This window comes from Colwellia sp. SU-HH01172, assembly GCF_057553355.1.
In genome coordinates this window covers 472,071-487,103 of sequence record NZ_BAAJMB010000002.1, presented here as the reverse complement: position 1 = coordinate 487,103, position 15,033 = coordinate 472,071, and the positions used below count along the sequence as shown (strand labels likewise).

23 protein-coding genes and 1 pseudogene are annotated in these 15,033 nt (G+C 36.2%); all 24 read left to right on the top strand.

The window, feature by feature from the left end; all coding sequences use genetic code 11:
• The first annotated feature begins 22 nt into the window (after positions 1-22).
• The 24 genes and pseudogenes from AC27JP_RS09455 to AC27JP_RS09340 all read left to right on the top strand — a co-directional run bounded on the left by AC27JP_RS09455 (position 23) and on the right by AC27JP_RS09340 (position 14,880).
• A complete protein-coding gene (locus AC27JP_RS09455; RefSeq protein ID WP_487114353.1) occupies positions 23-490 on the top strand; it encodes a hypothetical protein in 468 nt (155 codons plus the stop codon).
• 111 nt (positions 491-601) lie between these two features.
• Positions 602-919, top strand: coding sequence for a hypothetical protein (locus tag AC27JP_RS09450; protein ID WP_487114351.1), 318 nt, complete (start codon positions 602-604; stop codon positions 917-919).
• 128 nt (positions 920-1,047) lie between these two features.
• A complete protein-coding gene (locus tag AC27JP_RS09445) occupies positions 1,048-1,467 on the top strand; it encodes a DUF4124 domain-containing protein (protein WP_487114349.1) in 420 nt (139 codons plus the stop codon).
• Between the two features lie 110 nt (positions 1,468-1,577).
• Positions 1,578-1,886, top strand: coding sequence for a DUF6980 family protein (locus tag AC27JP_RS09440; protein WP_487114347.1), 309 nt, complete (start codon positions 1,578-1,580; stop codon positions 1,884-1,886).
• Positions 1,887-1,987: 101 nt separating this feature from the next.
• The gene (locus AC27JP_RS09435; RefSeq protein WP_080915118.1) at positions 1,988-2,353 is read left to right on the top strand and encodes a hypothetical protein; all 366 of its coding nucleotides are present in this window, start codon (positions 1,988-1,990) and stop codon (positions 2,351-2,353) included.
• A gap of 546 nt (positions 2,354-2,899) precedes the next feature.
• Complete coding sequence (locus tag AC27JP_RS09430) at positions 2,900-3,337, top strand: Imm63 family immunity protein (protein WP_487114345.1); 438 nt, start codon at positions 2,900-2,902, stop codon at positions 3,335-3,337.
• A gap of 135 nt (positions 3,338-3,472) precedes the next feature.
• A complete protein-coding gene (locus AC27JP_RS09425) occupies positions 3,473-3,907 on the top strand; it encodes a hypothetical protein (RefSeq protein ID WP_487114344.1) in 435 nt (144 codons plus the stop codon).
• Between the two features lie 122 nt (positions 3,908-4,029).
• Positions 4,030-4,977: a hypothetical protein gene (locus tag AC27JP_RS09420; protein ID WP_487114342.1), complete on the top strand. Its 948-nt coding sequence runs from the start codon at positions 4,030-4,032 to the stop codon at positions 4,975-4,977.
• Positions 4,978-5,093: 116 nt separating this feature from the next.
• Entirely contained in the window at positions 5,094-5,465 is a 372-nt protein-coding gene (gene rcsF / locus AC27JP_RS09415) for an Rcs stress response system protein RcsF (protein WP_487114340.1), read from the top strand.
• A 126-nt stretch (positions 5,466-5,591) separates the two neighbouring features.
• On the top strand, positions 5,592-6,035 hold the full coding sequence (locus tag AC27JP_RS09410; protein WP_487114338.1) for a hypothetical protein: 444 nt from the start codon (positions 5,592-5,594) through the stop codon (positions 6,033-6,035).
• A 113-nt stretch (positions 6,036-6,148) separates the two neighbouring features.
• Positions 6,149-6,583 carry a hypothetical protein gene (locus AC27JP_RS09405; protein ID WP_487114336.1) on the top strand — a complete coding sequence of 145 codons (435 nt, stop codon included), beginning with the start codon at positions 6,149-6,151 and terminating at the stop codon, positions 6,581-6,583.
• Between the two features lie 125 nt (positions 6,584-6,708).
• Positions 6,709-7,038, top strand: a complete 330-nt coding sequence (locus AC27JP_RS09400; protein ID WP_487114334.1) for a hypothetical protein — start codon at positions 6,709-6,711, stop codon at positions 7,036-7,038.
• Between the two features lie 107 nt (positions 7,039-7,145).
• Complete coding sequence (locus AC27JP_RS09395) at positions 7,146-7,451, top strand: hypothetical protein (RefSeq protein ID WP_487114332.1); 306 nt, start codon at positions 7,146-7,148, stop codon at positions 7,449-7,451.
• Between the two features lie 122 nt (positions 7,452-7,573).
• Positions 7,574-7,993, top strand: a complete 420-nt coding sequence (locus AC27JP_RS09390; protein ID WP_487114330.1) for a hypothetical protein — start codon at positions 7,574-7,576, stop codon at positions 7,991-7,993.
• A gap of 124 nt (positions 7,994-8,117) precedes the next feature.
• The gene (locus AC27JP_RS09385) at positions 8,118-8,321 is read left to right on the top strand and encodes a hypothetical protein (protein WP_487114328.1); all 204 of its coding nucleotides are present in this window, start codon (positions 8,118-8,120) and stop codon (positions 8,319-8,321) included.
• Between the two features lie 443 nt (positions 8,322-8,764).
• Positions 8,765-9,106: a hypothetical protein gene (locus tag AC27JP_RS09380; protein ID WP_487114326.1), complete on the top strand. Its 342-nt coding sequence runs from the start codon at positions 8,765-8,767 to the stop codon at positions 9,104-9,106.
• Positions 9,107-9,234: 128 nt separating this feature from the next.
• Positions 9,235-9,411: pseudogene (locus AC27JP_RS09375) on the top strand (DUF6984 family protein); the annotation flags it as partial.
• A 213-nt stretch (positions 9,412-9,624) separates the two neighbouring features.
• A complete protein-coding gene (locus AC27JP_RS09370; protein WP_487114324.1) occupies positions 9,625-10,023 on the top strand; it encodes a hypothetical protein in 399 nt (132 codons plus the stop codon).
• A 125-nt stretch (positions 10,024-10,148) separates the two neighbouring features.
• Complete coding sequence (locus AC27JP_RS09365) at positions 10,149-10,487, top strand: hypothetical protein (protein ID WP_487114322.1); 339 nt, start codon at positions 10,149-10,151, stop codon at positions 10,485-10,487.
• Between the two features lie 299 nt (positions 10,488-10,786).
• Positions 10,787-11,698: a TolB family protein gene (locus tag AC27JP_RS09360; RefSeq protein WP_487114320.1), complete on the top strand. Its 912-nt coding sequence runs from the start codon at positions 10,787-10,789 to the stop codon at positions 11,696-11,698.
• Positions 11,699-11,819: 121 nt separating this feature from the next.
• On the top strand, positions 11,820-12,239 hold the full coding sequence (locus AC27JP_RS09355) for a hypothetical protein (RefSeq protein WP_487114318.1): 420 nt from the start codon (positions 11,820-11,822) through the stop codon (positions 12,237-12,239).
• Positions 12,240-12,350: 111 nt separating this feature from the next.
• Positions 12,351-13,010 carry a hypothetical protein gene (locus tag AC27JP_RS09350; RefSeq protein WP_487114316.1) on the top strand — a complete coding sequence of 220 codons (660 nt, stop codon included), beginning with the start codon at positions 12,351-12,353 and terminating at the stop codon, positions 13,008-13,010.
• A gap of 511 nt (positions 13,011-13,521) precedes the next feature.
• A complete protein-coding gene (locus AC27JP_RS09345; protein ID WP_487114314.1) occupies positions 13,522-14,037 on the top strand; it encodes a P-loop NTPase family protein in 516 nt (171 codons plus the stop codon).
• 213 nt (positions 14,038-14,250) lie between these two features.
• A complete protein-coding gene (locus AC27JP_RS09340; RefSeq protein ID WP_487114312.1) occupies positions 14,251-14,880 on the top strand; it encodes a DUF1906 domain-containing protein in 630 nt (209 codons plus the stop codon).
• Positions 14,881-15,033 lie beyond the last annotated feature (153 nt).

Sequence of the window (15,033 nt, the reverse complement as noted above, 5' to 3'; positions counted from 1 at the left end):
GCTTTCTAATTAAATCGAGCATATGGAAACTATTTACCAGATATCTTTTATTCCAAGTTTAGAGCAAGTAAAAGTCTTTTTGATTTTTTCTATTTTGGGACCTGTAGCTCTATATTGTGCGTATAAAAAACAGAGTTTTCCTCGACGAAAGTTTACTATATTTTGGGGAAGTACAGTTACGGTAACAGCTCCTCTAATGTTGCTTTATATAGTTATTAGCCATATATCGACCTATCTATCATTTCAAGCTCAAAACTATGAAATAGTCAGAGGTAAGATTGATGTTCTTCGTACACAACCTAAAGAGGGGCACGCACCGGGAGATTTGATCAAGATTGGTACAAGAGAAATCGAAATTGATTACTATGTTAATTCACCCTGTTATCATCAAACTATCTCAAATGGCGGAGCGTTAAATTCAGGTAAGTATGTAGCATTGTATATATCTGACGGATGTATTCTAAAAGTTGATGTGAGCACCGAAAGCTAACAAGAAAATAAAGCGGGACTGCTAACAGTTTGCTCAGTTCCGCTCCGCTTCACATTTTAGCAAACTATTAATCAGCCCCTTATTTGGGCGTTAGGGTTACAGGGAAAGTAAGTGCAAAAACTCAGGTTCATTTGTTTATCGCTATTTATATTCAGTATCTTTGGCTGTGGCGAAAAGCCTTCTGATATTGTCACTTGCATTGGTGAAGTTTCCGAGGGAAGTGTTTGGGTTTCTATTTCAAACGATAATCAAGTAACAATTGGTAACTCCCAATTCTCTGAAAGTTTACTTCGTTCTAAGCATCAATTGGTTAAACAGTCTTGTGAATCAGTTACTGTTATAGTTCGGGCTGACAAATCAGCTAAAAACAAAGTGGTATACGACACAATCCAAACCATAAAATCAATGGGTTATCAGGTGTCACAGTAACCCTAACAAGTCGCTCAAGAGGGAAAATTTACAGTTGGCTGTTTTCACTCCGTTCAACATTTTAGCCAACTATAAATTTCCCCTTAGCGGGGCGTTATATTTTTTAGCTTACAACTAGTTTTGAGAACATGATGATAAAAATTGTTTTATTAATACTTATTTTATTTATCTCTGAAGCCTCTTCTGCCAAATCTATTTATCAGTGCACTGTTGATGGAGTCGTTACTTTTAGTCAAACTCCTTGTGATGATCAGTATAAAGAAATAGATGTAAAGGTATCTTCTATCGGAGAAATAAATCAAAGTGGTAGTACTGAGGAATGTGTAACGTATCTAAAAACAAAATATAAATTTAAAGACCCTGAGTCTATACGAGTTGAAAGTTCAAAAAAAGTATGGATGTCGGATAAGAGTGGAGCTAGACAAGTTCTTGTTTTGGAATTAAATGCTAAAAATAGTTATGGTGCTTATGGTGGTTCAAAGCCGTATAGTTGTTTTTTAAATCATAACGGAACTAAATTGAGCAAAATACAGTATTTGGTTAAATAAAAAATATAACAAGCTGTTCAAGCGGGACAAATAAAAGTTGGCTGGTTCCGCTCCGCTTCACATTTTAGCCAACTACAATTTGCCCCTTAACAGGGCGTTATAGGTACTACATGGTTCAGCACTGTTGTCAGAATATGGATGATTCATTAAAGTTTGAATGCACTGAACATGCTAATGAATTTGAGTGCCCTGATACTTTAGTTACATATAACGAAAAATTTGACGAATATGGGCTTATTATTCATGACGGTGGTAGTAGCTCTAAAGCAATTTATTATTGTTCATGGTGTGGTTCAAAGTTACCAGATTCAAAGCGAGATTTGTGGTTTGATACTTTAGAAAGCTTAGGTTTTGATAATCCGGCAGAGCAAAATATCCCAAAAGAATTTAAATCAGGCACTTGGTACAAGTACCTATAACAAGCTGTTCAAGCGGGACAAATAACAGTTGGCTGGTTCCGCTCCGCTTCACATTTTAGCGAACTACAATTTGCCCTTTAACAGGGCGTTAGGTTTTCAAAATGGAATTGGAGCAAATGAACAATTATCTTTCCAAACTCGAGGGTCCTGCTGATGTAGAAAATATATCAGTAGAGAAATCCGATGTTGCAGGATCATTGTTAATTAAATTTAATGGAGATACCGGAACCAAAGATGATGGTGAAATTGAACTAGAGTTTTATGGCATTGATTCAATGTGTCTTTCATTCCGTCTATTAGCCCCTGTAAAGTTAGAACTATTAAACGAATTAGCGGTTCAGGTATTAGACTCTAATTATCTGGAAAACGACCTTAATTTCTACCAATTTACTGACGACGTTGGTGCTAAGTGGTGGATTTATGCTAAAGGGTTTAAGGCAAGGTTATTACCTGTATACTATGGGTAAAGAAAACCTAACAAGCTAATTAATAAGGACAAAAAACAGTTGGCTGTTTTCGTTCCTCAACATTTTAGCCAACAATTTTTTACCCATTATTAGGGCGTTATATGCTCAAGTGTAAACTATGGATTTTTGGCATCGATATCGAATTCACTTACTAATTATAATATGTGTAGTGCTTTCTCCATTTATATTTCAGTTTTCGTTATTTGATGGGAAATATATAGGCGAAACAAAAGGAGTTGTTAAAAAAACATACTACAAAACTTATGGAGTCTCACGAGGGAGATCAAGTTTACCAAAAGCTAAATTAATGATTGAAGGTATAGGTTTAGTAAACGTAATATGTGAAATGTGCTGCATTGTTGGCTCCAACATAAATGTTCAAATATATCGTCCATTTTTCTTTGGTGAAGATATTTACATATATGAAGACGCATATAACAAGCTGTTCAAGCGGGACAAATAACAGTTGGCTAGGTTCCGCTTCGCTTCACATTTTAGCCAACTACAATTTGCCCCTTAACAGGGCGTTAAATTGCAAAGGATAGCATGTACCAATTATCTGAAATTAGAGCCAAAGTTGAAGAGTTAGGAAAGCTAATTGGCGCAAACCAGCATCAATTACCAACATATGGTAAAAGCCGTGATTTCGGTTACTCGCATGTTGAGGTAGACAAACTTTCATATCATTTGGTTACCGTTGAACGTGGGCAAGAGCTAGAAAGAAGATCAACGCCTGAGTTAGATGAACTTCTATATTACATTTTCTTAGATGCAACTAGCGATATTGCGGGTAACTTCGAACTAAAAAATAGAATCGAAGGTCAAGATAGCAGACGTATAGCTTTCTCAAAGCAAATTGAGTTAATGCACTCTTTAAACTCTGACTTTGGTAAAAAGGTAGAATTATATCTATCAAAAATCTTAGAAAAGTATCCGTACGACGATGAGCTTATAAAAAAGTTAAATCAAAGTTCAGGTGCTTAATGCAACTTAACAAGCTAATAAATAAGGACAAAAAACAGTTGGCTGTTTTCGTTCCTCAACATTTTAGCCAACAATTTTTTGCCCATTATTAGGGCGTTATATTTTCTCAAACATTTGAGTAGGACTTAAATATTGGTGTTTAAAAAGGATAGTGAACAATCGATAGTTTTTATATTTGAATTTCCTACTTTAATATCCTTACGAAGTAGTTTTAAAAAACTACAGCGTAGCTTCGGAATTCAAGAGCCTGATATCAGGGAAAATAAAGATGGTACATTTCAACTAAGAGTCACTCGTATTATTCTTTATAACAAATCTAATATTGATCAAAATAAAAATGAGCTTGTCGAAGACCTAACTTATTATGGCGGCAAGTTTATAGGTTACAAGGTACATAAAGTTGCATTAAACGGTAAGTTTACAAACAAAAAAATGAGTCGTTATACCAAAATATTAACGTTCTTATCTAAGGTTGGTGGTACTAAGGTTTACAAAAAATATGAAATGCCTTTATTTTCAGTAATATTAGTAATTGTTTTAATAATTATGTTTAGTGTAATAAAAATATAACAAGCAATTTAAGCGGGACAAAATACAGCTGGCTGTTTTCACTCCGTTCAACATTTTAGCCAGCTATATTATTGCCCCTTAATGTGGGCGTTAAGCTTCTTTAAAATTTGGGTTCAACTTTAATGAAAATATCTAGGACGTATATTAGTAGCTTTGCAGAATTAAAAGAAAGCTTTAGAAATGACCACATGAAGCTCTGTTTCTTATGGCATGATGAAATTATGCTAGAAATTGATAATGAGTATAGAAGGCAAAACTATGTGGAGCAAATTGTAGGTGAAAAATCGTTAAACCTACAACAAGTAAAAACTTTTACTGACATAGTTGTTCCGTTAAAGGATAGGGTATCTACGGACTTGATTGAGCATCACAGTAATACTCGTAAGCATGGATACCCTCGCTGGGGGAAAGATCGTGAAAACTTTACCTACCCTGAACCTAAAAATGCTGAGGAGTTTTCTCATAATATGCTTCTTTCTCATATCCAGAGAGAATGGAAAGGGTTTAGCTCTATGGATATAGAGCATGCAGAAGGCAGAGCAAGAGTTGCTAACGACTCTGTTAGCTTGTGGGAGCACTTGCAAAAGGAAATTGATTGTGTGATGGAGGCAAATTATGATGAGAGACTGGCTATGGCCTCAGCCAGAATGTTTAATTCAAAAGCAAATAAAATAATTGAGCCTTTTAAGCTATTTGAAGCAAGTATTCCGAGCATGTCAGATGTTCCATGGTCTGAAGTTGTAGAATTAAAGAAACAAGGTAGTTTTGATGATTTACGTCATAAATTGAAAGAAGTTGTGTCTGTATCTGAAAGTGATTTAAAAGTAGCTCAAAAAAATTTAAATGAAGCTGAAAAAAAAGCAACAGAAGAAATAATTCAAAAATATAGACCGAACGTTAGAAAAGTAGCTCTGGAGTCTATTGTAGCTAACATTCCATTTGTTCCTGTTCTAAACCCGGCTAGTGTATTCTTTGGTGTTAGAGATACCCTAGAAGAAAAAAGAAAGATGGAAAGTTTAAACTGGGTTTATCTACTTAGAGATGTACGTGAATTAGTTATACCGAAATAGAAGCTTAACAAGTTGCTCAAACGGACAAAAAACAGTTGGCTTTTGCTCGTTCCTCGCTATTTTAGCCAACAATTTAATGCCGCTTAGCAAAGCGTTATATGCAATATGGAGGTCGCATGAAAATCGTACTTTTAATAGCCACTCTAATTTTGGCTGGTTGTTCTTCAGTTAAATTTAATTCTAACATGGGGGGATTTGTTAAGAATAAAGTAGAGAATACTGTTAGAAAAGGTAGCGTAAAAAGCTACACCAATACTGAAGTTTGGGAGCTTGGAGCTTCGCAAGTTGGTTATGTCGAAACAAATTATTGCCAGAAAGACTTTAGAGATCGAGAGCCTAGCAAAAATTCATTGATTTCTTCTCTAAAAATTAAAGCTCAAAAGCTAGGTGGTAATGCATTAGTCTTTGACTCTTGCATTGTTAATAATAGTACCGCTAGCTGTCACAGTCACACAAAGTGTAGAGGTATGGCATATCTAGTTGAATAGCAGTTTGCATATAACAAGGCAATTAAAAGTCGGACACGCAACAGCTGGCTGCGCTCACTCCGTTCACAATTTTAGCCAACCATTACTTAGCCTGTTATTTAGGCGTTATATGCAACGGAGATGCATTTGAAGTACCTACCATCACTAATATTAGGTATTGTTTTATGGGTAGCCTTAGTTTACGCTTTTTCTTTTGCTGGTATCTATAGTCCATTATTAGACTTTTTAGGTTCTGTGCCAGAACTAAACTCAAATAGCCCAGAATATTTGTTGTTAGGGCTTCATGATTCTCTTATTAAACTATTCGTAAGTTTTGTGTTTTTATATGGTTATAATAAGTTATTACCTAATTTTCCTTTTAACGTAATTAGCTCGTTAATTGTTCAAACTCCGACATCCTTGATGATTATAGTAATTACTATACAGACATTGAAATATTCTAAATTGCCAAACTTTTCATCTGTTTATGGGGTTGTAGATGTAATAGCTTTTATAGTAAGTTGCACATCTGTTTTAATCGTATATTGGTTAATGGTTGCATATAACAAGCAACTCAAACGGGACTGCTAACAGTTGGCTCGGTTTCGCTTCGCTACACATTTTAGCCAAGCATTATCAGCCCCTTAGTTGGGCGTTATAAGTACAGTCAGGTTTGGCTGTGAAAATCTAATTATGAGAAATATATGAAAGTTATTGTGAACTTAGTTGCAGTTTTGTCTTTATCGGCGTGCATGAGTGTAAATACTATCAAAAGTGTCAAATCTAAAAATACTAAGATCGAGATTGAAAGTGTACTTTCTTCTGAACAAGTAGAAGGTAAAATCTATGATTATTTAAGTAAGTGTTTTAAAACTAGTGTTGTTAAATTAAACGGTAACAAACTTGGTGAAACAATTAGTGTACAAAAAATTAAAAAAGCAGATGAGACAGACATAGTGGTTAAAAATATTCTCTATAAAGGACCGCATCACTTTTTAATAGTTAATATTAAAAATAATAATGATAACGTTAAATTGACATCATATGCGGCTACTGGTCGTGGAGAGTCAGCATTTCCCAAGATAATCGACATTGCTAACGGCACTAATCCAGAGAAGTGTCCAGGAGATATTTTTTAATATAATCAATGTACTTATAACAAGCCACTCAAGCAGAACATATAACAGTTGGTTTTGCTCCTGCGTCGCTTATTTTAACCAACTATTATTTGCCCATTATTAGGGCGTTATATGCCAAAATCAACATGAAGTTAACTTATCAAATATTAATGTTTATAACTTTAGCTGCAATAGTTGCTTCAGGGGTTTATACAATCGATTTATTTAATGGTTTAGGTTCAGCTTCTGGTAATGGTGGTTCATTTTTATCGGCACTTTTATTGGCGGTAGGTTCATTCGGTTTATTGGTCATTACTATTCTAAGTACGCTAGCTTTCTCTTTGGCATTTGTATTCCAAGATAAACTTCCAAACGACAAAATTTATCACTGGTATATACCTTTAGGTTTTTCTATTCCAGGTTATGCTGTATGTTTATTTATAATTTACAAATGGATAGCAGCCGTTGGCATATAACAAGCTGTTCAAGCGGGACAAATAACAGTTGGCTGGTTCCGCTTCGCTACACATTTTAGCCAACTACAATTTGCCCCTTAACAGGGCGTTAGCTTAAAGGAGTATATATGAGAAAACTTTTAATTTTGGTTTTGTTTTTATCAACACCAGCCTTTGCCGGGTGGCATAGTGGAACAATTGAAATGATAGCAATAGGCTATGATGGAAAAACTATTTCGATAGCTCAAAAGGGGTCTACAAAAACAGATTGCACTTGTTATCCTACCTGGCCTAATAGGTATTGCCTAGATCGCTCTAGAGAAAGCTTTAAAGATGAATATGCTTTGATTTTATCTGCAAAGGCAAGGAGTAACCCCTTAAATATTAATATTGATGAAACATCGTGTAAGGTCATCGCTATTTATGAGAATTAAGCTAACAAGCTGTTCAAGTGGGACTGTTTAAGTTTGGCTCGGTTTCGCTTCGCTCCACATTTTAACCAAACATTATCAGCCCCTTATTGGGGCGTTAGGTTACACGGAGGCTTCACCTAAGCATGAATGTTTTTCTCATAGTTGCAGGTACATTAAGTGCAATTGCTGCAATTCTACATTTAGGTTGTATTTATTTTGGGGTATCTTGGTATCGATTCTTTGGTGCTGGGGAACAAATGGCGTTGCTTTCTGAGCAAGGGAGCATTCAGCCAACTCTGATAACTAGCGGAATTGTTCTTGTTCTCTCTATCTGGTCAATTTATGCTTTTTCTGCCGCTGGTATTATTTTCAAACTGCCGTTAATTCGTTTAGCTCTTGTGTTAATAACTTTCATTTATTTAGCTCGTGGTATCGCTGGTTTTTTCTTAATAAATTCCCCTATGGGGCGCTCACCTGAGTTTTGGATTTGGAGTTCAGTAATTTGCTTATCTTTTGGTATTGTTCATTTAATAGGGCTAAAACAACAATGGCGAAGCTTGTGAGTAAAGTTCAACCTAACAAGCTGATTAATAATGATAAAAAACAGTTGACTATTTTCGTTCCTCAACATTTTAGCCAACAATTTTTTGCCTGTTAATTAGGCGTTATACATAAAAAGGTCATTTGGTGAAAATCTCTGAATCGGCACTATTAAGTAAATCGGTCTGCTTACTTGCTATCGGTTTAATTATCCTATTTCTTGGTGTAGTAATTAACAAAATCATTGGCTTTGCTGATGCAGGTGTCATTGTTAGCTTTGTTGGTTTTTTTATTTTTGTGCTTGGACTTCTAATAAGTTTCTTTAACATAATCAAAAGTTGGCTTACTTAAACTCAATATTTGTCGAAACTATTGGCGTCTAATTTATGTATAATAAGTCATTTAAAAGGAAAAAAAACAGTTGGTTTTTGCTCCTTCGTTGCTTATTTTAACCAACTATTTTTAGCCTCTTAATGAGGCGTTATGTGTTTAGGGTAGTATGTCACCTAAAAATCAAATTATCTTGAAATCCGCAATCGGTAATTCTGCTGTTTTTTATTGTGGTTTGGTTGGGGATCTTATTAGAAGCTTGGATAGATGTTGAGGATGAAGTGAACCTTAAAGGTGCCTTATTATCCTTTTTATTACTGCAAGGGTTAGCTTTAGTTTTAACTTTAAGAGTAAAGTTGGAAATTAGATCGTAATCCAATACAGTAGTAAAAACACATAACAAGCTGTTCAAGCAGGACATTATATTTTTAATCAATCTTCATTCATTTAACAAAAGGAATAATATGAAATCTAGTTCTCCTGTACTCGTCTCTTTTTTTATGGCTATTATATCATTATCGGCTTTTGCTACGGAGCCATCTCCTACAGCAAAAGTAACAAAAATAATGTCTTATTCAGAATATGGTGGGGGTGATCTTGTTTTTATTCTTGAAACGAATGGTAGTATTTGTAAGTCTGGATATTTCCTAAAAAAAACTGATCCAGGTTTTGAGGCTGGCTTATCTATCCTTCTTTCAGCATATCATGCCAAAACACCTATCAGAGTTGACGGTCATACAAATCAAAAATGGGCAGGTTCTTCAGGATATTTCTGTCACGTTTACGATATCGGTCTTGGCTATTAAACTTAGTATATGAATTCGCAAATATAACAAGTCAATCAAGCAGGACAAAAAACAGTTGGCTTTGTTCGTGCCTCACAATTATAGCCAATTACTTTTCGCCTCATATTGGGGCGTTATGTGTATCTCTAATGCGGAATTTGAATTCAACTGAAATTGAAATAATGAATAGGTTGCTTGAGATAGCTAGCTTGGAAATAGATATCACCCAATTACTTGTCAACCCTATGGGTGACGGTGGAATGGGGAGTTTATCTATCGGCGAGAACTATGAAAATCGTCAATTTGGGCAGGAGATCGTGGAATACACGTTGCTTGTCTATTAATACACTTATGAAAGCTCGTACTCGGTTTGTATTAGGAATAATTTGTTCATTTGTAACGGTAATTGCTGCGGCGATATTGTAGTTATAACAAGCTATTCAAGTAGGAAAAATTACAGTTAGCTGGTTTCGCTTCGCTACACATTTTAGCCAAACATTATTAGTCCCTTAACAGGGCGTTATTTAGCAAGGATAATTATGAGTGCGTACGAAACAGTGGTTGACTTGATGAGCTTATATCAAAATCAATATACGCAAGTTGATAAGTTGTGGGGATATTTTAGTGTCGTGAGTATTGCTGTTGCTGGTTTTGTGATCAGTAATGAAAAGGCTACTAAATCCTCTAGGGAAGCTATAGCCGTTGTCATTGCTTATGCAGTTTTTTGTATCGGAAATAACATCGCTTTAGTGAAAGGTCAAACGTTGCTTTATGATTCGTCTTGCAAAGCTAGCGAAGTTGCAATTAAGACAAATGTTGTGAAATCCGGCTTCATAGCTCTAGAACCAAACGAAGTTTTTTGGTTTCATTTTGTTGTAGCCACCAGTGTTTGCGTAGGTATATTGGTAATAGCAAGGCTTCGTCAAATAGCTGCATAACAAGCCATTGCAAAGGGCCGTTAACTGCTTGTTCGGTTAAACTGCGCAATATATTTTAAAGCAAGCTATTAATCGGCCCCTGAATGGGGCGTTATGTTTACATCAGCAATTAGGGATACATTCCGATGTTCAAGTATATATTTGGCCTTTTATTTATTTTAAGCCTTTCAGGTTGTGACTTTGAAGTTCCAGGTGCAGATGAAAAATTTGGTACACAAAATTTTGTTTCAGCTATATCACTTATCGAACTTCATAAAGTTAGAAATGGGGTTTATCCAAAAAGCTTGGATGAACTTGAATTCCTAGGTGATTGGGATGGAATTTGGATTTCTGCAGTCAAATATGAAAAATCTGAAAATGGATATAACCTGTATTTAGAGCGTGGATGGGCTGGTAAACCTTCTTTAGAGTTTCCAATTAAATTTAAGAGTGGTTTAGGTATTCAAAAAACAAATGTAAAGTGATTAACAAGTAAATATGAAAATCCAATTAAGCGGGACTAAAAACAGTTTAGCTTGGTTTCGCTTTGCTTCATATTTTAGTCAACTATTTTACTGCCTCTTAGTAGGGGGATATGTACTTAATAAGTTGGTTGTCGCCGTCAGGATTAAATCATCTAAAAATCACAAGTACGTCAGGTATTTTAAAGTCGATTTGTTTAGGCTGACCTCTGGTTCAATCAAATATAAGCATTATATCAATAGAAATCGACCATCAAGATGGAAGTGAAATAATTCGTTGATTTCAAAATAAGGAATAAATTATGAAGTTGGTTAGCACTGCAATTGTTCTACTATTTTCTGCTTTAGCAATGAGCGGCACTAGTTATAGCCAAGATGATATTTCCATCCCAGATGGTCCCTATCTAGGTCAAACACCACCCGGTTCAACACCTGAAATTTTTGCCCCTGGAGTTGTTAATAAAGAAGAATCTATTGATCTTGAGGGAATGTTCGGATCGGATATGAATACCTTTTATTTTGTAAGAGAAGGTGAAGAATACGCCGGCGTCGTTAAAGTTGGAACATTTAAAGGAGATGAGGTTTCCTATGGGCTGGCAGTTATTGAATATAAAAATAATAAATGGCAGCAGTCTGTTGTCACGGAAGCAGTGAGTGAACCATCTATCTCTCCCGATGGGAATGTCATTTTGTTAAAAAATGGATATATAGAACGCATAAGCGATGGTTGGTCTGAGGTGAAAAGCCTCGGTGAGCCTTTTGCAAGTATCGATATTATGCGCTCTGCAATTTCAGCCAACGGAACCATTTATTTTGATACCTATACCAAAAAATTGGACACTCCTCTGCGCTATTCACGTTTGATAGACGGCAAATATGAGACACCGAAATCACTGGGACCTCAGTTTGGCATTGGCAGGTATAATGCCCATCCTTACATTGCCCCGGATGAAAACTACATTGTTTTCGATAGTGTAAGAGAAGGTGGCTATGGCAGTTCTGATCTCTACATCAGCTTTCGGGAGGCTGACGGTGCATGGGGTTCTGCCATAAACTTGGGAGACCAGATAAATACCACTGCCTCTGAAAAAAATCCAAGTGTGTCACCAGATGGAAAATTTCTCTTATTTGATCGTCGAACAAAGCGCGGAAACGAAGACGTAACTATCTATTGGGTGGATGCACAAATTATTGAGACTCTCCGGCCCAAGTAGCGAACATATAACAAATTAATTAATAAGGAGAAAAACAGTTGGCTGCTTTTGTTCCTCATCATTTTAGTTAACTATTTTTAGCCGTATAATAGCGGCGTTATATTCCCTAAATGGAGTTTAGATGAAGTCTGAAATAATCTATAAAATATCAATCATTGTTCTTTGCTTTTCTAGTTTTTTCTTGAACTATATGAGCGGGGGTTGGGAATATAGTAATGACATTATCGATGCTATGGAGTGGCATGGCTTTAATTCGCAAATACCGCACTGGTTTAAATTGTTGATAATTGGCCCTTTACAGGTTGCAGCTTTGGTTATGCTAAGTTTTAACCTGGTAGCTAGGAATATATTTGCAGTTTTAAGTCTAATCGGATTATCAATTTCATTGTTTGAAGGTGTGGCTGCATACAGTGCTTATGAAATTTTTATGGTACAAATTTACTATTTTTCTACTGGTGTTGCTCTGACTCTTTCATTTACAAATTTGAGTGAAAAATTTCGGTCACCCTTTAGTGGTAGGGCTGTGCAATCGGAAATATAACAAGAAATTTAACAGGACAGATAACGCTTGCTCGGTTCTGCTTCGCTCGACAATTTTCGCAAGCGTTATTCGGCTCTTTATTTGGGCATTATACTCAAGGAACTATCGGTCATGAAACAATATCTAAACATATTTTTTATACTTTTTTTAACTGTATCAAGTCTTAGTTGTACCAAAACTATTACCGAAGCAAAGACTTCTTGGGATAAGGCTTATAATAGTTCAACAAAAGAGCGGTTCATCCCTGTTGAGCTTTTTACGGGAGGAAAATGGGATGGAAAACATAAATTAGCACTAAAAGAGGTTTCCAACACTGCCTGTGCATCTTTCAGTGGAAAACCATGCGACAATTATTACATAGAAGGTCCTTTCAAAACGGAAACCAATAACACCAAAATTGCATGGGCTGGCAATGAAGTTGCCTATTATAAAAGAACCTTTAGTACTAGGCATATGGGAAAAGTTGAATCTTATTTCACCATTAATAATTCAAGAGATGGACTAGTGAGAATTTATGATAAGAGAAAACAGTGGGGTGCTAGAACTTATAGTGGACTAGGGAGTAAATTCCCACTTGGTTACTGGAAGCAGGGTGAGGTACGCACTTATGCTTCGCGTATGCCAATAAAAATTGAAATCATAGAACTTGATGGGCCTGATCACTGCCTTACTTTTCGGTGGATAATTGGAAACGGTGAGAAAAAGAATATGGATAATAATTACACTTATTGTCCTGAGCGTGGCTTTACAAAAATTAGCCACAATAACTAATGTGCTTACCCAAAGAAAGTGAGAACCATCATAAACTAATGCTGAATCGTAGCGCGGCACCGCCATTAAGAACGGACACATGAAAGCTTATGGCGGTGTTATGTGTTAAAGGCCGATAGATGAAAATTAATTACCTTTGTTTACTCATTTTTGTTTATCAGTTGGTGCTGCTGCTAATGAAAGCTTAAATTATTATCCTCCGCTTATCTATTAACTTTTAGTGTTTTTGGTAGTGTAAGTTTCATAATTATCAAATGCATAAAGAACAATGAATAGAGGCGAAAATAGTTGGCTATTTTTGTAAACACTTATACTCGATAAGCGGTTGACATTAATATACTCATCTATCAGGATGAACTCATGAATATAAACCTTACGCAACTGACAGCTCGAATTATCATCATTCCATAGGAATGGTGGGTTTTGCTGTGCTTTTAAGTTGTCAAACCCGCCCAAAAGGCGGGTTTTTTATTTCTGCCTTATGGGATTGATTTCAGTTAAAGGAGGACGTATGAAGAAAATAGCAGTTTTTGGTAAGCCGGGTAGTGGTAAATCGACGTTGAGCAAAAAGCTGGCATCAGCGACTGGAATAAAATTGCATCAATTAGATGCCATTGTATATAAAAAAGATGGCGAGCTGGTAGATCGAACGATTTACGATAGGGAGCATGGCAATATCCTATCCTCTAGTAGTTGGATTATTGATGGCTTCGGTCCAATTGAGTCATTTAATAAACGGCTAGAAGTGGCCGATACGCTGGTCTATATAGATCTACCTTATTTTGTCAGTTACTGGTTGGTGACAAAGCGACTTCTAAAAGGCTTGTTTATTAGACCCGAAGGTTGGCCGGATGGTAGTTCAGTTTTAAAAGGAACATTACAAAGTTACAACGTGTTAAAACTTTGTCCAAAATTTTGGAATGATGATTTTTTACAAAAACTAGAAGAAATATCAACGAACAAGTCTTTATATGTGATCCGGGAGATTTCTGAATTAAATAACTTTATTACTGATAATGTGAAATAAACCTATATCGTAAGTCAGTTAAAAGGAAAAGTTGCGATTGCTAGTTCCTTGCTAATTTTAAGTGACTATTATTTACCCATCAACAGGGCGTGATGTGGCTGAATTAAATCGCTGCAAAAATAAATACTCACGCCAAATAAGAACTGAAGTATACTGTTACAGATCATGACGAAAAAGGATATTTCTATGACTCTACCTGGACGGATAACAACAATGTCTTCGGCGTTGGGTTTCGACACTGATACCGTTTTGAATTTCGAGATTGCAAAGCAGTTTTACAACGATGGCTACCGATTTTGTCTTCGCTACCTTTCCTTGGGTACCCCTGAAGGAAAGAATGAACTCAGCTACCACGAAGCGCTTTCGATCTTACAAGCTGGTCTTGGCTTGATGGCCGTTCAGCATGTGCCTTATTCAGGTTGGTCCCCAACTGCAAATCTGGGCACAACCTATGGCACCAATGCTGCTAAAAATAGCAAGGCAGTCGGTTTACCTCCCGGTGTAAATATATGGTGTGATTTAGAAGGAGTCAGCAATATCGTTGATGCCGATACCGTGATTGCCTACTGCAATAATTGGTATGATGCGGTAGTGAAGGCGGGTTATGTTCCTGGTTTATATGTCGGCTCTGGCGCGATCTTGGACGGGGCACAATTATACCACAGCTTGAAATTTCAGCACTATTGGCAGTCCGCAAGTAAGGTACCTGAAGTTCTAGTACGCGGGTATCAACTCGTTCAGTCTGATCCCAATGCAAGGGTTAATGGCACAGCGGTTGATAAAGACATGGCGAAAATTGACAATTGCGGTGGGCAAATTCAATGTCTGGTAGCTGTTCCTTAAACTATTAAGTAACAAATTCTTTTACCAAAATTTTACCTGCGCTTATTCCTTACTAGGATAAAATCCAGTTAATTCAGGGTGATGTTGCAAAGTCGTGTTATTGTCGAGGTCAAGTCGTTAGCGACAGTGAGCTAGGTGATTGATGATGTCTTC